Here is a 21,850-nt window from a genome sequence, read left to right on the forward strand (position 1 = left end):
TGAAATATTATGAAGAAGGGATTTTTATTATCACTTACATTACTACTTGTTAATGCTATTAGTGCTCAAGAACAGTCCTTGAATACTCTTGGTAAACAGAAACTGCAACCTGTCTTTTCAAAAGGTCAAAAAGGTTCAGTAAAAAACTTTACAGGCAACGCTTATAACCACCCATTAATCGAAAATGATTCGGTTATGACCACCCTTGGTGGTGAGGTGTATTTTGAACCTGGTGCCAGAAGCAATTGGCATACGCATCCGGCAGGGCAAATTTTAGTGGTTACCGCAGGTGTGGGCTACCATCAAATTGAAGGGCAATCCATTCAAATTATTCAGAAAGGTGTAACCATTAAATGTCCACCAAATACCAACCATTGGCACGGAGCAAGCAAAGATCAAGGCATGGCCCACATTTACCTTCTACCCAATACCGAAAAAGGCATTGTAAACTGGGGCAGACCCGTAACAGACGAAGAATACCAAGCGGCCAACAACTAAAACACGAACGCCATATGAACAACGATAGAAGAAAATTTATGCAACAAAGTGCCATGGTAAGTGCTGGGCTTACGCTAGCCGGACCAACACTTTTTGCGAACACAACAAATAACAACGTGGAAAACAACATGAAGAACATAAAAACAAAAGGGTACGCAGCTACCGATGAAAGTGGAATTTTAAGTCCGTTTGAATTTGAACGCAGACCCGTAGAAGACAACGATATCTTAATAGATGTGAAGTTTGCCAGCATTTGCCATTCGGACATCCATCAAGAAAAAGGGCATTGGGGCAAACAAATATATCCGCAAGTACCAGGGCATGAAATTGTTGGCATAGTTTCGGCAGTAGGCAAGAACGTAACCAAATTTAAAGTTGGCGACCGTGCCGGTGTGGGTTGTATGGTAGATAGCTGTATGGATTGTGACAGTTGCCAGGCAGGTGAAGAACATTTTTGTGACCGGGGCGAAACTAAATTCACATATGGTTTTCCAACAGAAAAAGAACCCACGGGCATTACCCAAGGTGGATATTCCAATAAGTTGGTGGTAAGAGACCATTTCGCGGTACATATACCCAACAACATCACTTTTGAAGAAGCGGCACCCTTGCTCTGTGCTGGCATCACCACCTATTCGCCTTTAATGCGCGCTCAATTTCAAGTAGGCGATAAAGTTGGTGTGGCCGGTATTGGTGGCCTGGGCCATTTGGCCGTTAAAATAGCAGTGGCAAAAGGCGCTAAGGTTTACGCCTTTACCACTTCGGTCGATAAGGTAGCTGATATCAAATCTTGGGGCGTTGCAGAGGTAATTGTGGTAGATGATGAGTTTAAGAACATGCAAGCCTATGCCAAGACTTTAGATTATATGATTTCTACCATTCCTTATCAATTTAACGTAACCCCTTACGTTTCTTGCGTAAAACCAAGAGGGTCTTTCACCTTTGTGGGCATGCCCGAAAAATCTGAAATCACCCTGAACAATTTAATGTTGGCCTTTGCTAGGGTAAATTTCAATGCTTCACTCATTGGTGGTATTCCAGAGACCCAAGAGGTGGTTAACTACTGTGCAGATAATAATATTAGGCCTTCCATAGAAATCATTAACGCTGAACAAATTAATGATGCTTGGAAAAAAGTTGAAAACAAAGAGGCGCGTTACCGCTATGTAATTGACGCGGCATCCTTTTAAAATAAATTGAAAAAGAAAAATAGACTATGAAAAGTAATGAAACGTACACCCTAAACAATGGGGTAAACATACCAAAACTAGGTTACGGCACCTGGATGATAGCCGATGATGAAGCGGCCGATGCCGTAGAAAACGCGATTAAATTAGGTTACCGACATATTGATACCGCTCAAGCTTACGGAAATGAAAAAGGAGTTGGTAAAGGCATAAAAAATAGCGGTTTAAATCGAGAAAAAATATTCGTAACCACCAAGCTCGCGGCAGAAATCAAGTCGTATACAGAGGCGGTAAAGGCCATTGACGAATCGTTGGATAAAATGGATTTGGAGTATATCGATATGATGATTATCCACAGTCCGAAACCGTGGCAAGAGTTTAAAAGCAGTGATAGATTCTTTAAAGGAAACCTTGAGGCTTGGAAAGCTTTGGAAGAAGCCTACGAATCGGGGAAATTAAAGGCCATAGGGGTCTCAAATTTTGAAGCTGAAGACTTAAAAAACCTTTTAGAAAACGGTAAAGTCACGCCAGCGGTCAATCAAGTATTGGCGCATATAAGCAACACCCCTTTTGAGTTGATAGCATACGCAGCGCAAAACGGTATTTTGACCGAAGCTTACTCCCCTATCGGGCATGGTGAGCTCTTTAAAAATGAGGAAGTTGTGGAAATGGCGAAAAAATACAATGTTTCCGTACCACAATTGGGTATCAAATACGATTTGCAATTAGGGTTATTACCGCTACCTAAAACGCAGAACATTGGACATATGAAAACCAATGCCGATTTGAATTTTACCATCACCGAAGCCGATATGGAAGTTCTAAAGAACATAGAGCCCATAAAAGATTACGGTGAAGCCAGTAAATTTCCGGTTTTTGCGAAATAACTTGAATGGGCCAAGGAAGCAACCTTGGCCCATAATTTAAAATACAATTACATGAAAATATTAAAAAACGGGGAACAACCCTCAGCAAAAGGACCAGAAGACTGGTTTACCGGCCAGGTTAGAATAGACCCGCAATTCTCAAAACAAAAAGCCACCAAAGCTGCCGGTGCTTTGGTTACATTTGAAGCTGGAGCACGCACGGCTTGGCATACACACCCAGCAGGCCAAACGTTGATTATAACTTCAGGCCTTGGTTGGATACAAAAAGAGGGTGGCCCTATAGTTGAAGTCGCTCCTGGCGATGTCATATATTTTGAACCCCATGAAAAACATTGGCATGGGGCTTCGCCCAATAAAGCAATGAGTCATTTGGCCATTCAAGAAGAAGTGAATGGAGAAGTAGTTACTTGGATGGAAAAAGTAACCGATGAACAATACAAGAAGTAGCTATGCCACACATACATTTAAAAATGATTACGGGTAAAACCGAAGCCCAGAAACAACAATTGACTGAAGCATTAGTAAAAGCAATGCAAAGTGTTATTGGTTTTGGTGATGATTCCTATTCGGTTGCCATAGAAGATTTCTCGCAAGACGAATGGAAAAACGATGTGTACCCAAACCACATCATGAAAAACAAAGAAAAACTATACAAAAAACCCGGTTATACCATGTAATCGGGTTTACATTTTTCTAAATTATCCCTTAGTCAATAGACTTCACCACTTTAGCCGGTACGCCCGCAACCACTACATTATCGGGCACATCTTTGGTAACCACGGCACCTGCGGCCACTACCGAGTTTTTTCCTACCGTAACTCCAGGAAAAATAGTGGCATTGGCCCCTATCCAAACATTTTGCCTGATATAGATATGACCTGTAGTCAGCGTCTTTCTGTCCCCAGCAGAGATAGGATGCCCCTCGGAAGTAAGGTTTACTCGAGGAGCGATCATGACGTCATCTTCAATAGTAATACCCCCAAGGTCAAGAAAAGAGCAAGCATGATTGATGAAGACATTTTTGCCGAGTTGAATGTTCTTGCCATAATTGGTATAGAAAGGGGTGAAGACAGTGGTGCTTTCATCAATTTCTTGATCAATGATTTGCGCTAAAAGGTTTCGTATTTTATGACTGTCAGTTTCATTGTTCAGAAGTACCGAGAGTTTTTTGGTGTTTTCTACTGCCGGTCCGATGTTATGATAATCAGGATCATTGAAGGATACGGATTCACCACTTAGCAATCGCTTAAAAATGCTCTTTTTGGTATCGCTCATAATTTTGGGGTGTGGTTAAGGACACTTTGGTCAATATACGAATACGTTTTACTAAATATACTACCTATCGCGCAGTTTACAGTAATTAGGACCTTTATAATAGACCAAATATTTGATTAAAAACTAATGTGAAGAGGGTGCTTTTCAGAAAAGTTGAGGACAAAAAGTTGAACTGATATAACTTTAATTAGTTGGAATTTAGAAGTTAGTCTGACTACTTTTTCAATTTGAAAAATGGGATAGCGGGTATGTATCGGTTTTTCAGACTCTTTGTACTTCGGTTGATGTTCCACACGGTTACGGAGAGATGATAAAAATAGATAAGCAATAATACGATTGTGTACAAGGTAAAGTCATTGAACATGATTGGGAGTGATGATATGAAGTTGAAGTGTAAGGGTAGTAAGGTGCCATGAGAAGCAACAAAAAGAAAAGTATATATTACTAAAGCCCATGTGATTTGAAAATTGAGAATCTTTTTGCCGTTAGCATCAACTCTTTTATAGCTATCTTTCTTTAAAACCCACATAGCGAGTGGCAAAGCAATGCCCAAAAGCGGATGGAAAAGTGTGGTGAGGGCGCTTATGTTCAAAAGAGTAAGGTAGCCTTTATTTTCGTTTTGGTCTGTCTCGATGAGGTCTGCCGGTAAAATTCCCAAGACTTGTGTCAGTTTTTGTAAAGTATGGCCACGAGGAACCGATTCACCGCTTTCGACTCTTTGTATGGTTCTAATGCTGATACTTGATTCTTCTGAAAGCTGTTCTTGTGAAAAACCTTTTTTAGTTCTTAGTCGTTTTATTTGGTGGGCGATGCTCATATCGTTCATTATACATTTATAAAAACAGCTTGAGCAAAAGTAAAAGTTAAAAATCCAAAACCATATGCCAAAAGCCCGTCATTCGTATGACAATAGCTTGATTATCTTCAAAATAGGACCTTAGGTCTTACTTTTGTTTTACGATTTTTGGTTCTTTACTTGATGGGCCAACTTTTTCGGGGCTACTAGGAGATAAGATATCTGTAATGCATCTCTAAGTACAGATTCTGTTATTTTGGGTAATTCCAAAATTGTCCAACCCTGTTTTCCTCACTTACTTTCAAAAGGGCCGCCCAAATCTAAAGGGCAGTTGTTTTTTAGGATACTATCGCATAAACAACAAACCAAAAAATAAGGCCTGAGTAAGTTAAAAAATGTAATCCCCTGAGGCGAATAATATCATAGACGAACAATGAGATCCACAAGATGAGCCATATGTTCGGAGCGACGACTGCAGCATCTGTTCCCGTGTTCATTCCTACCCTACTTAGCAAGGGCTCCATCATTAAAAGAATAGCTACAAAAATCGCATGTTTATGTAGTTCAGGTCGGTCTCTCTTGACATATGCCAAACCAATCAACAAAATGAACACAGGAAAAAATATTCGATTGGCCTTACCAAAAAAAGGAAGTTCTGAGTAGGGTACATCAATAAAGTTTAAATAACCGATACTTATAATAACCAATACGGCTATGAAAAAGCCAATAATACCCAACCTTCTGTGGGCTTTTACGTTCAATTTTCGAATATGGTTCGTCTGAATTACCACGATGGTGTACCACGAGAACATCATCAAACCGTGAATTACATAGAGAGGGTTGCTGTTGCTTTCTTGACGAACATCGAATAGATAATTATCTGAAAAGGCTACGAGACCTAGTATCAGAATAATAACACTCAGAACGAAAAAATAGTTTTTGGTGTAAAGGTTACTTCTTTTGGGCTTCTTAGTTTTTTTCATGGCTATTTAATTTAGAACTACTACTGGTATCAAGGGTTATTTAAACCGTTTCCATCAATTATAGTCACAGGTTTTTACTTTGTTTTTCCGTTTTTCCAAACTTGACTGATTTTGCTTAGGTTTGAAATATCTTCTAGGGGATTTTCATCTAACAACACAAAATCTGCCTTGCTGCCAACCGCTAGTATACCAATGGGTAAATCGAAAGCTTTTCTTGCATTTCCGGTGGCTGCTTTAAGGATTTCAATGTTTGGGAGGCCTGCTTTTTCGTATAGCTGCAATTCTAGAAAGTAATCTTCTGCAAAATTCATTTGTCCCTCCTGGGCATCGGTGCCGGTAACGATTAGTATGCCTTCTTCATAATATCTTTTGATGATTTCAGCCCTTTCGTCTGAATCGAGAAAATTTTTGTCAACCCAATCGAGCATAAAGGGTGGTAGGTTATCCATAGACTTTAAGGAAATTCCTCCCGTCGTCACAATGAATACGCCATTGTCTTTTAAGAGGCTAAAGTAGGCGTCGGAAACGGGCAATTCATCTTTAAAATCGATCATGTGAACAAAACCATCCGGCCGAAAAGGGGCTATTTTAGACATTTCTTCAACCGTAGTTGCATGAACAACTACTTTAAGTTCCTTTTTATGGGCGTAATCAATAATCTCTTTGATTTGTTGGTACGTTAATGAGGGGCCTTGGTCATCCATAAAACCACGATTTTGATGAATTACCTTGATATAGTCAACCCCGCTGGCGATTCGGTGATCTACCCAACTGGTAATAGAAATTGAATCATTGATGGTTTCCATATCCGGACTGAATTGGGTGGGGTGGCCATCAGGTACGGTTGCAGCATGTCCGGCACCATAAAGCGATGAAAAACCAACCGAATCTTGAGAAACGGCTTTCCAATGTGTTTCTCTTTCTTCCAGGCCGGTATGCATATTTAATAAGGTTAAGATACCATACAGGTAACCCTTTTGTAAATCTTCTATTTGATTGGCGTGAACATGCGCATTGACCAACCCCGGTATCATAAATTTACCGGTGCCCTTTATAACCGAATCACCCTCGATACTTTCAATTGAAATGGCGGCGATGCTGTCATCGTTGATTCCTACATTCATTACTCCCAAGTCTTCGTTACCGTTGAACAGATGAACATCTGAAATCACCAAGTCATAAACAATTGGCTTCGAGCAATTGTGAATCAGTGCTAACGTCAGTAAAATCAGGAGTTTTTTCATCACATCGGGTGTTTTTTAGTTTCCATAAATTCTCGAATGGCAGAGGTGGTATTCCTGTCCGAGAACTTTATTTTGTATTTGCTTCAAGCTAGACTACTCATCATAGTGGGCATTTCTTTACAGAGTAAAAGGGGAACTACTTCTTAGAAAAGTTCAATAGCCTTTTGATTAATTTGAAAAAAGAGGCTATTCTTTTCATTAAGCGTATCAACATACATGGCTTTAGACCACATTTGCTATGTCAAATTCGCGTCACTAATCTTGAGGGAAACAAACGTAAATACATCATCTGCCGATAGTTATCTAAGGCTAGAACGCGTATTTTTAATCAAGGGGAAGAATTAATGCATTCAATTTAATAAAACTTTCCCTTTTAACCGCTCAACTCGACCGATTATGAAGTATTTTCTATGGTGCCTTTGTCTTGCAATTATTTCTTGTACACAACCACCTGCCTCACCCACTATCGTTTCTACTGAAAAAGGTGAAGTCGAAGGGGCATTCAATATTGACTCTACCGTACGAATTTTTAAGGGAATTCCTTTTGCCGCACCTCCGGTCGGAGAACTGCGTTGGAAAGCTCCGCAACCGGCTGAACCTTGGGAGGGCGTGCTGCCCACTAATAACTTTTCTGCGAGCCCCATACAGAACAAACCCGAACCTTTTTATTGCTGGAGCGAAGAGTTTATAGCCCAGCCAGAGCCTTTGAGCGAAGATTGCCTTTACTTGAATGTATGGTCAAGTGCCTCACCGAAAGAAAAGCAGCCCGTGTTTGTTTGGATCTATGGCGGAGGACTTTCAAGCGGTTCGGCCAATTGTGATATTTACGACGGCGAACAGATGGCCAGGCAGGGAGTGGTATTCGTAAGCCTGAACTATCGGGTAGGTGTTCTGGGCTTCATGGCACACCCCGAGTTGAGCGCGGAAGCTAAAAGTAATGTTTCGGGCAATTACGGTTTTCTAGATCAGATAGCGGCTCTTGAATGGGTGCGCGACAATATAGAGGCTTTTGGGGGCGACCCAGATAATGTGACTATTGCCGGGCAGTCGGCAGGGGCCTTTAGCGTTAATACCCTCATGGCTTCCCCGCTTACCGAAGGGTTATTTCATAAAGCGATTTTACAGAGTGGCGGACTTCTTTCCAATCGACTACAGCAGAACCTGGAGCAGGCCGAACAGGCGGGTCTTCAGTTTATGCAGACCGCGGGAGCGAACTCCATTGAAGAACTACGTCAACTATCCGCCGAAAAGATACAGTCAGTCAGTAATGATTCGACCGTAGGTCGTTTCGGAGTTACATTGGATGGACATGTGCTGCCGGCAGACCTTCGTACCGAGTTTGCTAACGGCAACTATCAACAAACTCCTATAATGGCCGGTTGGGTTACGGGCGATGGTTCATTTTTGGGGCAATCGAACCAAACGGTTGAGCAATACAAGACTGAGGCGGAAGAAGAATATGGGGCCGACGCCGAACGGTTTCTAGAGATTTTTCCGGCCAAAACGCAAGCAGAGGTACAGCGAATGAAATCGAAACTGACCCTATTGAATTTTGCGGGAATGACACCACATCTACTGGCCGGGTATAACCCTGACCCGACCTATGTGTACGAGTTTGCCCATGTTCCGGTCGACAAGCCGAATTTTCCGAACTATGGGGCCTTTCATACTTCTGAAGTACCTTTCGCACTGCATACCCTACATATGTGGGACCGACCTTGGCGGGCGGTTGACCAAAAGGTAGAACAGCTGATGTCTAACTACTGGGTGAACTTCGCTAAAACGGGGAATCCCAATAGTGAGGGACTTCCGCAATGGAATACCTATGATAAGACATCGGGGGCCATTTTAAAAATAGATAACACAACCGAAATGAAGCCTGAATACCTCAAAAAGGAGTTTGATTTTCTAGAGGCTCAATTAGTGCAGTAAAATTAAATAGGGTAACGTATTACGGAAGCGTCACATCCTTATAATACAGAAGTTTCAATGGCAATATCGGCATGTTGCCAAGCCTCATCGAATATTTTTTTGGTGTCTTGTGCCTCTTTGGTTTTTTGTTGCGCCAACTGGCTTTGGTACAGCCCCATTAAAGACCACCCATTCTGGTTCAATTTTTCTAAGTCCTTTTTAAAAACGGCTTCCGCCTGTTCAAATTTTCCCGCCTTTAGAAGTACGGCACCTAAATTTTGCCGGGGGGGTATGTGCCATGCCGAAGGCTCGTTATAAACTAACTGGTCTTCTATTTCTACGGCCTTGGTCAAATGTTCAATGGCTTTGTCATTATCTTTTTCGGCACTGGCCAATTCGCCAGCTATAATTTCATAGGCCAAAGCTGCAATGGTTTGGCTATGGTCGAAACCGACGGCATAATTGGTTTTTAAAGTTTCGTTGTCGCGCAGAGAACCGATGAAACCCAATTCTTCCCTTGCCTCTTTTATATTGTTTTTTCGGATAAAGGCAATACCACGGGCATAGTGCCAAATGAGCTTTAAATGGTGTATCTCGCCATTAGGGGCTGGCATAGTTAGAATATCGTTCCATTTTCCGAAGCGTACGTATGCCAATAACGGGGTAGAGGCAAAGTGCTGAAGAAAGTGAAGCTCATTCATTTCACCTACGGGTACTTTTTCAGCGGTCTTTTTAGCGGCTTCCAACGCCAATTCACTATTGCCCAAAAGACTGGCCGATGACCACAGAAAATGAATGTTATGAGGGTAGTAGGCCAACGGATACATACCTTGCGCATAACATTGCGAAATATAATCCTCATCGGCAAGAATGGCCTTTTTATTGACCTCGACGGCATCGGAGTAGCGGCCCACCCTGATATAGATGTGCGAAGGCATATGCACAATGTGGCCAGCTGAGGGCATGAGACTGCCCAAAATATCGGCACTGGTAACCCCTAATTCAGGTCGGGGCAATTCTACCATATGAATATAATAATGATGTGCCCCAGGATGTTTTGGGTCGATTTCAATTGCTTTTTCAAGATGCGTTTTTGCTTTCGATATATTAGGGGAAGGATTTCCATCTTTATCCCAATAATTCCAAGGTACCGTGTTCATAACCGATTCGGCATAAAGCGTAAGAACCGTAGGGTCATCTGGGTACTTGAGGGCTACCCCCTCCATTGCCGTCATGTAGGCCTGATTAAGGTCATCGATGGATAGGGTGGTGTCGGCACTGTATCGAGAGGAAAGGGCCTGAATCAATAATTTTTCTTTTTTTGAGGCCTTCGGTAGTCTTTCAATCGCCTTTTGAGTGGCCTCAAAGGCATTTTTCATCCGTTCTTGATCGGGTAATGGGTCATTAATGTTGGGCCCTAAAGCATAGGCCTGCCCCCAGTATGACATTGCAGATTCAGGGTCTAATCGCGATGCTTCCAAAAATGAACGATGGGCTTCGGCGTGATTAAAGGCATAGGCCAGTCTCAAACCTTGGTCAAAGAAAAGCTGGGCACTATCCACTCTTGTTGAAACTGGGTATTTAAAGTCCCCCAATCCAGAAAACAGAGGAGCAATCTGTTGGGTGGTATCGATATCGGTCAACAAGAACTTGGCAACTGTACAGCCTATATAATTGGTAGAAGCCAATTGTTTTTCGCTCTGAGGTGAGCGGTCAAAATACTTATGGTACAAGAGGGCGCATATCACAAGCCCCAAGATTAAAACGATACGAAACTCTTTGCGATTCATATGGTAGCCTTTAGAACGGTTCAATTATCAATATAAAAAGGGGGAAGAAGAGAAAGGACTTGAATTTAGTTTGAAATTACAAAATTCATTTTAAATAATCTTCTGATAACGTGATGGTTAATCTGATGTGCCCGGAATTTTGAAACTTGCCTTTGGGTCGTCAACAATCAAAACCCAATCGTGACCTTGCCCTTGAGTAGGGGCACTTATAGATATGGGTTGCTGTTTTGTTAGCTTTTCACCTTTAAAACTGAGCCCTGTTCTAGGGTCGTACCACCATGTAACCCATTGGTTAGATATAAGCGAATCGAGATTGAGCTCGCAGGATCCTCCTGTGGGTAGGTAGACCATGGCATAACGGCCACCAATATCTCGAGTAGCGATTTTGTAATGCTCGTTGTCTTCTTGATGGCCGACAATGATAGTTTGGTCCGGTATTCGGCTCAAAAAAGGGCGTGACAACATTAAATGTTTGAGATGCTTTACCTGATTCGCCATGGGCAGGTTTAAAGCTGCTGGCCAAGGCCGCAAGGGTTGGTTGACGGGTTCGCGGTCAGGAAGGTACATTTGCCACACATCATGGCAGCCGTACGTTTGCCCAAAGGCTCCTGCAAAAACGTTCCAGTACATAATTCTCCTGATGTCTTCAGGTAGGCTATGCCCCAGTTCTTTGGCATTAAAACAATTGGGGTGGTCTTCGTAAAGAGGTTCCGCATCGATAACTGGCTTGGTCGGTGTAAGGGCATAATCGTGGGCAATATGGTTATAGGTGCCTTGGTTGGCACAATGCCCCGTTTGATGCATATTGAAATCGAGCCACTTTTGATTATGGAACCATGTGGAAGAACCACCACCTTCTTTGGGTTGCGGGTGAAAGCTCATTAGAGTTCGTTCATAGCCTCCGGCTGCTTGGGCAATGCCCTCGGCAAGCTGGTTCCAAATGGCGATATCGGTTGTGTCTTCCCTTGGGTTTCGGTCCCCTCCGATAACCCAAATAATGTGGTCTTCATCTTTGTAGCGTTTGCCAATCCATTGACCGAATGCATAAGCCTTCTGAGGATTAAAAATAACGGGACCTGTACCCCAACTTTTTAGGTTCACCTTATCGCCCCAGGTAGGCAAAAGGGCGATGTAAAGACCCAGTTCTTTGGCTCGCCGAATAACGTAATCAACATGTTCGAAATAGGCCTCATTGGGTTGGTCAGGGTCGTTCTCTATCAATGGCTTTTCTCCGTAAGAGTTAGGAGTATTGAGTCCGTCAAGTTCGGCCAATGCCACTGCCTGAATTACATTGAATCCCTGTTCTGCGCGCTTTTTAAGATAAAGTTCTGCTTCCTCGCGGTTACAGCGATGTAAGAGTTCCCAAGCGGTATCGGCCATCCAAAAGAAAGGCTCGCCATTTTCCGTCACTAAAAAGCGCCCATTTTCGCTCACCTGTAATCGCTGGCCTTCAACAACTCCTGCCGTGAATACAAAGACGCAGATAAATAAGTATTTGAACATGGCTTTCCGTTTAGTCTTCTAGAGATCTAGCAAAGGTTGAAAAGGCCTTTGGGTAAATCGACATTTCATTGATTATGGCAATTACAAGTTACGGAAGAATTTGATAGTATGGCATGAATAAATTGCACTCGAAGCAATTGAAATCGAGGTATAAACGGTTTTTTATAAAGCATCACTTAGATAAAATGAAAATTTTACAAGTTATTCGATTATAGGTAAATAATCATTTTCAAACGTTTACAAACGAAAGTAATTATTTTTAATCCGAGTACGATTAACTCGGTGGTCTAAGTTTGCAGTGTCGGGTTGGGAAAGCTCGATAGTATGAACTGTTAAACATTAAATTAAATCGTATGAACGCCTTAAAAAACAAAGTACAGTTGATTGGAAATTTAGGTCAAGACCCTGAAATCGTAACGCTCGAAAATGGCAATAAACTTGCTAAATTTTCTATTGCAACGAGCGACACCTACAAAAATGCCATGGGAGAAAAAGTAGAAGATACCCAATGGCATCAGATTGTAGCCTGGGGAAAGACCGCTGATATTGTAGAAAACTATCTTTCAAAAGGGAAACAAGTAGCCGTTGAAGGCAAATTAACCCATCGGTCATATGAGACCAAAGACGGCGAAAAAAGATATATCACAGAAGTGAGATGCAACGAACTTTTGATGTTGGGTAAATAAGATAATTAAAAACTTGCTAAAAAGGCCACCGCACAAGCGGGGGCCTTTTTATTGCAGATTACTTTTTTAATTTACGAATGTATTTTTGAAGCATTTCCTTATCGGGTACTGTGGTAACCTCTTTGGTCATTGCCTCTTCAAACGCTCGTAGGGCCAACAGGTCATATCCTTTTTCATAATAGTAGCTGCCGACCACATAATGGGCTTCCCAAAAATCAGGATTCAAATCGATTAGTTGGGTCAGTTTTTTTCTCTCAATCTTTTCTTCATTTTTGATTGCTTCTAAAATATTCGCTCTTAACCTCCGATATCGATTGTAGTGCTCGAAGGCCAATGAATTTACAAATGGATCTTCGTCGATGTTTGCCGATGGATGGCTTACGGTTGCGGGTGTTTCGCCCGTACCCGTTTTTTGAAAGACCTCGTTAAGGTCATAAGCTACGAACTCACCTAGCTGAAAAGGGTTACTAGAAACCCAAACTTTCAAATCGTGCGGTTGAAAAACGATTCCGTGGTGGGCGAGAAGCTGGTTGAGTGCCTTTTCGTTGCCATAACCTATTTTTTTATCATCAAGGCCTTCTCTGTTTCGAAGCACCTCGACCGCCCGTTCAGGATTCATTTTCTGGGTCTCGCCTAACAGTTCTTCCATCCGTTCATAGCGATACTTCGAGTGGCTTTCAAAAATATGCTTTTGGTTCTGTTTGTCTTTGGCATAGGCCACAGATTGAAAGTGGTTCGAGCAAATGAGTTGGTTACTATTATCTACTTCGTACACTCCAAAATTCTTTGGCGACACTTCTATCAAAACGGCCTTTTCGTCTTTGGCACTGCCAACGAATATCGATTCAGAAACGAATACTTCCCTTTTTTTGGCAATGGCAACGGCTTCCTCAATGTTCGAAGCATGCTGCAATATTTCTCGTGTCACCAACGAAATGGGAGTTTTTGCTACCAAAGGAAATTGCGATTTACCTGCATTAATAGTCACGGTAAGCCCTTGGTCGTTCATGCCCGATACGACCCCGATCATACCTCCCCAAGTAACAGACATGAACTTGTACCCGTCATCCGGAGCGATAAAAGCAATAATCTTGTTTTTGGCAAATTCATCCCCTGCATAAAAATCAAAATTTCGGCCAATGATGAGGTTGCCATCGGCAGAATGCTCGCCCCATGTGGCGAATGAGGTGCAGCCCACCAAAGCTAAATCTTGTAATGCGTGACCTATATCGTGGGCACCATGAAAGTACATCACCCGGTGATAGGGGGTGGCAATGTGGTCAAAATCATGAGAGGCATACTGCGATACGCCGTATAACTCCGCCTTGTACTGCTCATCTACATGAAGGTACATTTTTCGATTGAACCACGCCAAGAACTTTCTCAGAAGGTTTTGTTTGCTCTTTGAGGGTACCAGCTCATCAATCTTTTTTACGAATACCTCTTCTTGATGGTTAAAGAGTTCTTGGGTGAGTTTTCCGGTTTTAAGACCGAGTTCGTAGGCATTGCCACTTACATAAAGTTCCCAAAGGCCCTGACGGTTCTTTGCCAAAAAGTTGTCACCAATGGTATAGACAGAATCGTTTACAGTTACTCTTTCAGAAACCTGAACTTCGTAGGTGCTTACATCCGGTAGGTCTTTTAACGATTTTTTGACTCCGCATGAAATAAAAAGGAATAATAGGGGAATGTAAAAAAGCTTTTTCAAATTGGGTCTTAGATCAAATTTTTTGCTTTCAGGTTACGCTCTGTTCTTTTTATGGCCCATTGGTCTTTATAGTCCAGCCACTTTTGGCCCGCATACTTACGGGTAATATTATCGATATGGCGCATTATCATGACATTGTACAGCATGTTCGCAAAGCGGCCTGGTTTTCTGGGAAGGGCGCGCAGGGTCATCGAAAAGCCCCCGTTCAGGTAGCGTATCGAATGCCAATAGCCGCTGGGCATGTAAAGCGCATCACCATGGCTCATTTCCGCCCTGATACCTTCTGCATATTTAAGGGCAGGATACTTTTCAAAGTTTGGCTGCTGCATATCGATATCCTCCAGATTATGTATAGAAAATGGCACTTTATAAAGGTACTGTGTCTGCTCGGGCGAAAATAGGGTAACTTCTTTATCCCCATCAAAATGAAAATGCATGGCATCGGGCAAATCAATGTCGTAATGCATGAATACTTTTGATTTGCCCCCTCCGAAAAAGAGAGCGGGAAGCTTTTTGAAAAACTTCAGCCCCAAATCAGGATATTCAAAGTCATTGAGAAGCTCTGGCATTTCCTTTAAAATATTATAGAAAAAAATACGTAGATCGGTAGGCTCTGTTTTTAAGAGTTCGATATAGTCGTACAATTTCATTTTCTCGACCGGTTCGTAGACACTTTGCTTGTCTTTGGCCGGTTCGTTGTTATAAAGCGGTACTATTTGGTCACCCGCCTTCGATTGTACGTACTCAAGTTTCCATTTTTCATAGGCCGGCCAATCTTTGGTAAGCCCGGTGATGAGAACAGGTTTTTGTAGCTTGTAATAATTCTTAACGAAATCTTCTTTAGAGATATGCTCTACACGGGTAACGGGGCTGACCTTGAACGTTTCCATTATACGCCTATTTTAGTGTCTACTTCAGAACTGCTTTGGGTTATTTTATTAATCAAGTATTCACTGCCCAATATTTCTGAGCAGGTAACGACACCACTTATGGTAACCCCCAAAATGCCGTGCATATTTAGATTTTGGCCAGTCAAAAAGAGGTTTTCTATTTTGGTGCGGGGGGATATAAAGGATTTTAAGGGGCTTTCGACATCTTTTACATAACCGTACATCGACCCGCGATGGCAACCGATATAATCTCGGTACGACAATGGGGTAGAAGTGTGAATCGATTGTATACACTGCCTGATTTTAGGAAATTTCTTCTCTAGTTCTTTTAGAAAAATTTCAGCTTTGTCATTTTTGAATTCTTCGTAGGTCTGTCCGCGGCTATTTTTATTCGTCACTGTATTGAAGGTGCCCGCCCAGGGTTCTACTTCGTCAAACCTCATATAGGTAATAGCCGTAAGCTGATCGGCCCATTCGTCTTGGTTCTTGCGAACGCCCATCGAAACCATATAAGTGTCCGGCCAGCTTTCTTGTGTATACTCGGGGCCTGTCCACACTTTCGAGGGGTCTTTAAAATGGTAATAGTTGTAATTTAAATACTTGAAAGATTCCGGTTTTAGCACAATATGAAGGCTAAAGGCCGAAATAGTGCCCTCAATACTTTGTACCCTTCGATTGAACGATTTTCTGAAATGCTCTTCGCCCGCCAATTTTAGGGTAGTCTTGGGTTCTATATTTGAAATGAAAATAGACCCTTTCACAATATCGCCTTGCTCGGTTTTGGCCGAGACTATCTTTTCTCCGTCGCTTTGAAATTTGACAACTTCTTGGTGTTTGTAAGCTTCACCGCCGTGTTCTTTGAGTTTTCGAATCAGTAATTTGGTAATCTGGCTTCCGCCGTCAGCGCAGCGGTAAGCACTTTGAATAAAAGAATTGACCGAAAGGGCATGCACATAAAATGGAGTCTTGTCGGGGTCGCCAGCGTATAAAAGGTTAGAACCTGCAAGAACAGCCTGTAGTTTCTCATTTTTGGTCAAGGAATCGATAAAGCCCTTGGCCGGTATCTTGAATAAATCGGAGTCTTTATGGTAAGGTTTGCCAAGCTCTAGTTTATACAGCGGGAAACGGTTACATATTTCCCTTAATTTATCGCAGTAGGCCTTAATACCAGCTTCTTCCTCAGGAAAAAGGGTAGCCAATTTTTCTATAAAATTTTCATAACCCTGTGCATGTGGGTATTCGGTATGGTCATCGTCAAAGGTAATGCGGTCAAAACCGTCAGTATCGAGTTTGCGTAGCTCCAATCCCTCTAAAATATCGAGATATTCAAAATAACGATATAGGTTTTGCCCTTCATCTAAACCGCCAATGTAATGTACCCCGGTGTCGAAAATAGTGCGTTCACGTACAAAAGTCTGAAGATTGCCCCCGAACTGGTTGTTCTTTTCAAGTACGCAGACCGATTTGCCTTCGCGAGCCATGATATTGGCGGCTACAAGGCCTCCCATACCACTACCAACGATAACAACATCATAAAATTCCTTCATCTAGGCACTTCTTTTGAGCATTATAAAGGTATCATTTTGAAGCATAACTTCGAAACCTTCAATCGGGGAAGGTTTTTTGTTACCGCCAACAAGCACTATGGTGTTTAGGTTAGATAAGCTTTGTAGCTCCAATTTGTGCATGTCAAAGGCCGAGTTAATGATCAGAATTTCCACAGAATCTTCAATAGCTGATTCTAGTGTATTGAAAACCGAGATTTTACTATATCGATTTTTCAGGTAATGATGGCTTAAAATGGCACTTTGGTGACCATCTCGAATGTACGCGTTGATTTTTCGGTCGATGGAATCTAAAGATAATAATAAGGGTAAATGAACGTTCGCTTGCGCTATATAGGCCATCTTTGCCTTCTCGGGAAGCGTGTGCATTAATGCCTGATATCCTTCGGAATGCCTTTTAATGTCGGTTTTGACCTGTTGGTAAAGTGCATCGCCCTTGTACCTGAAATTTTCTAAGATAGTTTGATGCCAATAGGTAGGATGCTCTAGTTGTAAGCGCAACTTTCTGAATTCTGTTCTAAAATGGCTTCCGACCTGTTTGCCTTTTTGGGTATAATTTTCTCCGTAGCGTTGATCAAATGGTGAGATTCGCTCTAAAAATTGGGTGGTAATAGCTCCGTCGCGAATGATGAAACTTCCTTTAGGCGACACTTCTGAGCCACCATGAATCATAATGGGCAGTACATCAATTTGAAGTTGCTCGGCTAAATAAAAGGCACCTTTGTGAAAACGGGCTATTTTATTGGTATCCGAACGTGATCCTTCAGGAAAGGCTATAATCGAAAAGCCCTGCTCTATTTTTTTCTGTAAATGTAATTGTCCGTCCTCGATTCCTCCTGAAACGGGATAAGCTCCTGAGAGTTTGACAGAACTGCCGATTATTTTTGAATGGTACACATGGTCTTTTACAAGATAGACCGATTTGGGGTGCAACATACCCATAACCAAAATATCGAGAAAAGAACTGTGGTTGGCAATAAGAAGAGCCGGCTTTTGAAGACTTTCTTTGTTCGGAAGCGCAATCTTCTTTTTTACCATAGGATTCGTGTACAAGACTGATTTCATAAAGCTCGAGGTGATTTTATGAAGCCTTAATTGCGGTTTTTGCGCAGCCTTCGAATCAATTTTAAGGTGTACCCACGAATACAGGCTTAGCAGAAGTCCGCCTAAGTCGAAATAAGCGAACGATACTAATGAGTGTATAAGGATTCTAGGTCGAATAGGTCTTTTCTGGGGTCCTCCAATGAACAGTTTAAAAAGTAAAGGTTGTACGATAAAAGCGGTGAGGGCCGCACAGAATATACCTATCAAAGAAACAGTACTGATGGTGTACAATACGGGGTGTTTGGCAAAAATAAGAACACCAACACCAGCTATGGTCGTAATTACGGACAAGATTATCGATGTCTTGTGGGTCGAAAGGGCTTTTTCACCGGTACGGTATTCGGTCAAAAGACCATTGGTGATAAATATGCTATAATCAACCCCAAGGCCAAAAATAAAGCTGCATATGATAATGTTGAAAATATTGAACTCTATGTTCAATAACCCCATTATGCCTACGGTCAGAAACCAAGTCAGAAATATGGGGATCGCCGTAATCAGTGTCAGAACAAAACTGCGATAGAACAAGAGCAAAATCAATACTACCGCAATTAATGAATAACCAATAAGCTCATTAAAGTCATTTTTAAGATTACCTAAAAAAGTTTCGTTTACTTGTTGCCTATCGATAATCAAGGTGTTTGGCATATCGGCAAACTCTTCACGTACTTGGGGCATGGCTTCTGCGTCTACCTTCGCCAAAGAAGTAGCCGTAAACCCACTGCTATCGGAAACAAGATAGTCATCAGCAGAAAAGGACTTGACCGCGCTCAATTCTTTAAAGGTCAGATAGTCAAAATCTTTCTCCAATAAACCATAGAATGGTTCAAAAGTGGTGGGTTTAAAACCTAATTTCTGGCCGCTGTTTAAAAGGTTGTTTTTTAGGCTATCAATACGTCTCTGCGACCAAAACCTGCGCCACTCGTTCATTTTTTGCTGCTGTACGGCATCGGACTTTACCAAAGAACTGATTGAGCCAAAGTTGAGTACTTGGCCATCATCTTTTAGCGTTTCCAGTTTTTGATATATGCTGTCGTTTTGAAGTAAAACATCTTGCAATTTTTCGCCAAACGTGGCCAAGTAAATGGATTTAGAACCCATATCGGTCAGCTTTTCCAAACGTTCCCGAGCGGCAATTAAATCTTTGGTTTCGTAGTTCAGTTTGGCAATATCTTTATTGAACTGTACTTTCTGGTAGGTAAAGGCACTGGCAATTACAACTAAGACCAACCCGGAAAGTGCCCATTTGTTCTTATGCAGGTTATATGATGCCAAGCGTTCGAGTAATGTATTCTTATCGCTAATGGCTTTTTTGGGCTTGTACACTAAAGGAATAAACAATAGGGCGAAGACCGAGGCACCCAACACACTTACAGCGGCGAAAACACCTAAATCTTGCAGTGCCTGCGAATCTAAGAACAGCAGGCATAGAAAAGCAGAAGCGGTGGTAAGACTGCTCATTAGAACAGCCGGTGCTACCTCTTTATAGATACTGGAAATAGTGTTTCCCTCTCTTAGATGTGTAAGAATATGCAAACCGTAGTCAATAGTTACCCCTAGAAGTACCGAGCCAATGCCCAATGATATGGCCGATATTTTCTCTCGCACCAAGCAGAGCATGGCAATGGCCAAAAGACCACCGAAAATGGCCGGGGCAAACAGAATTAAAGGAAGGGCAATCTTTCGGTAAAAAACAATAAGTAATAGAATGAGCAGGGTCATGGCTATGCTTACCGTAAATTGTATGTCGTGCTTTATCTGTCGAGCATTTGAAACAGCGCTGAGGGCCGCCCCAAAATATTCGCTCTGTACCTTATTGTCGTATTTCTGGTTCAGTTCATTTTGAATACTATAGAGAGCTTCCGCAAAGGGAAGGTTTTTATTGGTCTCGTTCGAACCAAAACGTGGGGTAATAAATAGCAGTACATTCTGCTCCTGTTCATCTAAAAGAAAACCGTTCTTTACCTTAAAACCTTCACCGAAACCAAGCTTTTGCAATTTTTTGAGGCCAATAAAAGAAAGGCCCAGAGGATCCTTTACGATATTCTTTTTGGCAACAATACCAGCAGGAGATATTAAGGTGCGGTAATTAGCCCGAGTTATACGTTCAATACTATCATTGTTTAACTGTGAAGCGATTTTCACATAGTCTTCATCCTCCATAAAAAGAGGGAGATTTTCATAGACTAATTCGAAAGTATGCTGAATAACGTCTTCCGCTATCTTACCTTGAACATTCTTGATATACGTACCTTGTTTGGTCTCTACACTATCTAAAAACTCTGCAGCATAATTAGTGAGGTCATCTGTTGAGCCAGCGGACCCTTTTCGAATATTGACGACAATTTTGTCGGTAAAGGTGATTGATTTGAGAAGTTTTTGAACTCTTTGGGTTTCTTCGTTCACGGGAATAAGCGAACTGATATCATCATCGAACCTGATGTGGATAACAATGCTGGTAAGCCCCATTAATATAGCGATGAAGACCATTAATGCCCACCATCGCTTTTTAGCTATCCACCGGTATATGCGATAAAAAAAATCACCCATTTTTGAGGGTTAATTTTTTTCTTTTGGCCATTTGCGATAAAGTAAAATAACCGATGAGGCCGCCCAATAGAGAAACGGTAAAGGCTAAAATAAAACTACCTATCAAATAGGCCTTTAGGCCTTTTAATGCCAATAAGTTCTCGGCAATGGTATCAAATTGAAAAAAATGTTCTTCGCCCAACACCCAAGCACCAATTTGCAGGCCAGCAAACAGAATGAAGGGAATGAACGGTGGTAAGCTTACGTTTGATAAGGCAAATGCGATGGGTTTGTTCAACTTCAGCAAAAAGGCCCCACCCAATACGAGTAGCGTATGAAAACCCCAAAACGGACTCAGGCCCACGAATAGGCCCAAGGCAATCGAGAGGGCTTTTTTCTTTGGTGGGTCATCGCTTCCCAGCACGTCTTCCGAGAGAAATTTTTTGATTCCCTTGCTCTTTATTTTTCTAAAGAAGTCTCTTGGCTTGATATAGAAAAGCGCAACGAGCACTAAAAATGTGTTCAAGATACTTATACGGGTGAAGTCGGGTACCGTTCGAAAATGCGAAACCCTTTCTTTTTCATCATAGGAAATCTTGACAGGAACATTTTTGACCAAAGTTCCGTTCCAGGCGGCACGAACTATCACTTCTATTTCGAATTCGAACTTGGGCGTTCTAAATTTCATTTTTTGTAATTCGCGAAGCGGATAGAGCCTGAACCCGCATTGGGTGTCGGTCAACCAAATACCGGTTTCGAACCAGAACCAAAAATTAGAGAATTTGTTGCCGAAACTACTTTTACCGGGAACATCTGACTGTCGCATGTTGCGAGAACCAATGTATAGAACATTTTGGGTAGCCTCGTTTTCTAAAGCGGTAATGAAAATCGGTATATCTTCTGGGTAGTGTTGACCATCGGAATCAATGGTAATGACAAAATCATACCCATGGGCCACGGCCTCTGCAAAGCCGACTTTCAGGGCATTGCCCTTGCCCTTATTTTCAGGAAGTTGTATTTGGTGAATTTGATTATAACCTGCCAGCACTTCTGCAGTTCGGTCGGTAGCACCATCATTGACAACGATGATGTTCGAAGTCTGCAATAGAATACCATCCAACACCCGTTTAAGTGTCTTGGCATTGTTATAGGTAGGAACAAGTACGCAGCATTTAAGTTCTTGCATGCGCGCTTGTACATTGGGTACGGTGGTCGACAAATTGGTCACAGTTTAAAACAATGGCTCGAAATAAGCTTGAGCTTTTAGGGGTTGTTCAATGCTATGAAATACTGC

Annotated in this window: 18 protein-coding genes; 7 read left to right on the forward strand and 11 right to left on the reverse strand. The window is 42.0% G+C overall.

Annotation, left to right across the window (positions count from 1 at the left end; translation table 11 throughout):
- Positions 1–9: 9 nt before the first annotated feature.
- From IL356_RS05865 to IL356_RS05885, 5 genes are read left to right on the forward strand one after another with little or no spacing between them, the layout of a single operon-like run.
- The gene (locus tag IL356_RS05865) at positions 10–498 is read left to right on the forward strand and encodes a cupin domain-containing protein (RefSeq protein ID WP_121850365.1); all 489 of its coding nucleotides are present in this window, start codon (positions 10–12) and stop codon (positions 496–498) included.
- 14 nt (positions 499–512) lie between these two features.
- Positions 513–1,688 carry an NAD(P)-dependent alcohol dehydrogenase gene (locus tag IL356_RS05870; RefSeq protein ID WP_121850364.1) on the forward strand — a complete coding sequence of 392 codons (1,176 nt, stop codon included), beginning with the start codon at positions 513–515 and terminating at the stop codon, positions 1,686–1,688.
- Positions 1,689–1,714: 26 nt separating this feature from the next.
- The gene (locus IL356_RS05875; RefSeq protein ID WP_121850363.1) at positions 1,715–2,572 is read left to right on the forward strand and encodes an aldo/keto reductase; all 858 of its coding nucleotides are present in this window, start codon (positions 1,715–1,717) and stop codon (positions 2,570–2,572) included.
- A 51-nt stretch (positions 2,573–2,623) separates the two neighbouring features.
- Positions 2,624–3,019: a (R)-mandelonitrile lyase gene (locus tag IL356_RS05880; protein ID WP_121850362.1), complete on the forward strand. Its 396-nt coding sequence runs from the start codon at positions 2,624–2,626 to the stop codon at positions 3,017–3,019.
- Between the two features lie 2 nt (positions 3,020–3,021).
- Positions 3,022–3,249, forward strand: coding sequence for a tautomerase family protein (locus IL356_RS05885; RefSeq protein ID WP_121850361.1), 228 nt, complete (start codon positions 3,022–3,024; stop codon positions 3,247–3,249).
- Positions 3,250–3,277: 28 nt separating this feature from the next.
- Here IL356_RS05885 and IL356_RS05890 read toward each other — a convergent pair whose 3' ends face one another.
- From IL356_RS05890 to IL356_RS05905, 4 genes are all read right to left on the reverse strand, one after another.
- The gene (locus IL356_RS05890) at positions 3,278–3,847 is read right to left on the reverse strand and encodes a sugar O-acetyltransferase (protein WP_121850360.1); all 570 of its coding nucleotides are present in this window, start codon (positions 3,845–3,847) and stop codon (positions 3,278–3,280) included.
- Positions 3,848–4,061: 214 nt separating this feature from the next.
- On the reverse strand, positions 4,062–4,664 hold the full coding sequence (locus tag IL356_RS05895) for a helix-turn-helix domain-containing protein (protein ID WP_162987953.1): 603 nt from the start codon (positions 4,662–4,664) through the stop codon (positions 4,062–4,064).
- Positions 4,665–4,981: 317 nt separating this feature from the next.
- Positions 4,982–5,626 carry a hypothetical protein gene (locus tag IL356_RS05900; RefSeq protein WP_121850358.1) on the reverse strand — a complete coding sequence of 215 codons (645 nt, stop codon included), beginning with the start codon at positions 5,624–5,626 and terminating at the stop codon, positions 4,982–4,984.
- Between the two features lie 74 nt (positions 5,627–5,700).
- The gene (locus IL356_RS05905; protein ID WP_121850357.1) at positions 5,701–6,870 is read right to left on the reverse strand and encodes an amidohydrolase family protein; all 1,170 of its coding nucleotides are present in this window, start codon (positions 6,868–6,870) and stop codon (positions 5,701–5,703) included.
- Between the two features lie 396 nt (positions 6,871–7,266).
- Here IL356_RS05905 and IL356_RS05910 point away from each other — a divergent pair, with 396 nt between their 5' ends.
- On the forward strand, positions 7,267–8,802 hold the full coding sequence (locus tag IL356_RS05910; RefSeq protein ID WP_121850356.1) for a carboxylesterase/lipase family protein: 1,536 nt from the start codon (positions 7,267–7,269) through the stop codon (positions 8,800–8,802).
- Positions 8,803–8,840: 38 nt separating this feature from the next.
- Here the strand turns inward: IL356_RS05910 and IL356_RS05915 are convergent, their stop codons facing one another.
- Both IL356_RS05915 and IL356_RS05920 read right to left on the reverse strand, forming a co-directional pair.
- Entirely contained in the window at positions 8,841–10,571 is a 1,731-nt protein-coding gene (locus tag IL356_RS05915; protein ID WP_121850355.1) for a tetratricopeptide repeat protein, read from the reverse strand.
- 117 nt (positions 10,572–10,688) lie between these two features.
- A complete protein-coding gene (locus IL356_RS05920; protein WP_121850354.1) occupies positions 10,689–12,074 on the reverse strand; it encodes a glycoside hydrolase family 140 protein in 1,386 nt (461 codons plus the stop codon).
- A gap of 353 nt (positions 12,075–12,427) precedes the next feature.
- On the opposite strand from IL356_RS05920, the gene IL356_RS05925 reads away from it, so the two are divergent.
- On the forward strand, positions 12,428–12,760 hold the full coding sequence (locus tag IL356_RS05925; RefSeq protein ID WP_121850353.1) for a single-stranded DNA-binding protein: 333 nt from the start codon (positions 12,428–12,430) through the stop codon (positions 12,758–12,760).
- Positions 12,761–12,818: 58 nt separating this feature from the next.
- On the opposite strand, the gene IL356_RS05930 is transcribed toward IL356_RS05925, so the two are convergent.
- Genes IL356_RS05930 through IL356_RS05950 form a run of 5 tightly spaced genes read right to left on the reverse strand, consistent with a single transcriptional unit; the run spans position 12,819 to position 21,742 of the window.
- On the reverse strand, positions 12,819–14,468 hold the full coding sequence (locus IL356_RS05930; protein WP_121850352.1) for a C45 family peptidase: 1,650 nt from the start codon (positions 14,466–14,468) through the stop codon (positions 12,819–12,821).
- A gap of 8 nt (positions 14,469–14,476) precedes the next feature.
- Positions 14,477–15,358 carry a cupin-like domain-containing protein gene (locus IL356_RS05935; protein WP_121850351.1) on the reverse strand — a complete coding sequence of 294 codons (882 nt, stop codon included), beginning with the start codon at positions 15,356–15,358 and terminating at the stop codon, positions 14,477–14,479.
- Positions 15,358–16,905 carry a phytoene desaturase family protein gene (locus tag IL356_RS05940; RefSeq protein WP_121850350.1) on the reverse strand — a complete coding sequence of 516 codons (1,548 nt, stop codon included), beginning with the start codon at positions 16,903–16,905 and terminating at the stop codon, positions 15,358–15,360. The genes IL356_RS05935 and IL356_RS05940 overlap by 1 nt, the downstream gene beginning before the upstream one ends.
- Positions 16,906–20,577, reverse strand: a complete 3,672-nt coding sequence (locus tag IL356_RS05945) for an MMPL family transporter (RefSeq protein ID WP_121850349.1) — start codon at positions 20,575–20,577, stop codon at positions 16,906–16,908.
- Positions 20,570–21,742, reverse strand: a complete 1,173-nt coding sequence (locus IL356_RS05950; RefSeq protein ID WP_121850348.1) for a DUF2062 domain-containing protein — start codon at positions 21,740–21,742, stop codon at positions 20,570–20,572. The genes IL356_RS05945 and IL356_RS05950 overlap by 8 nt, the downstream gene beginning before the upstream one ends.
- Positions 21,743–21,850 lie beyond the last annotated feature (108 nt).

Origin of the sequence: Euzebyella marina, from assembly GCF_014855515.1 — a bacterium.
Lineage (GTDB): Bacteria > Bacteroidota > Bacteroidia > Flavobacteriales > Flavobacteriaceae > Euzebyella > Euzebyella marina.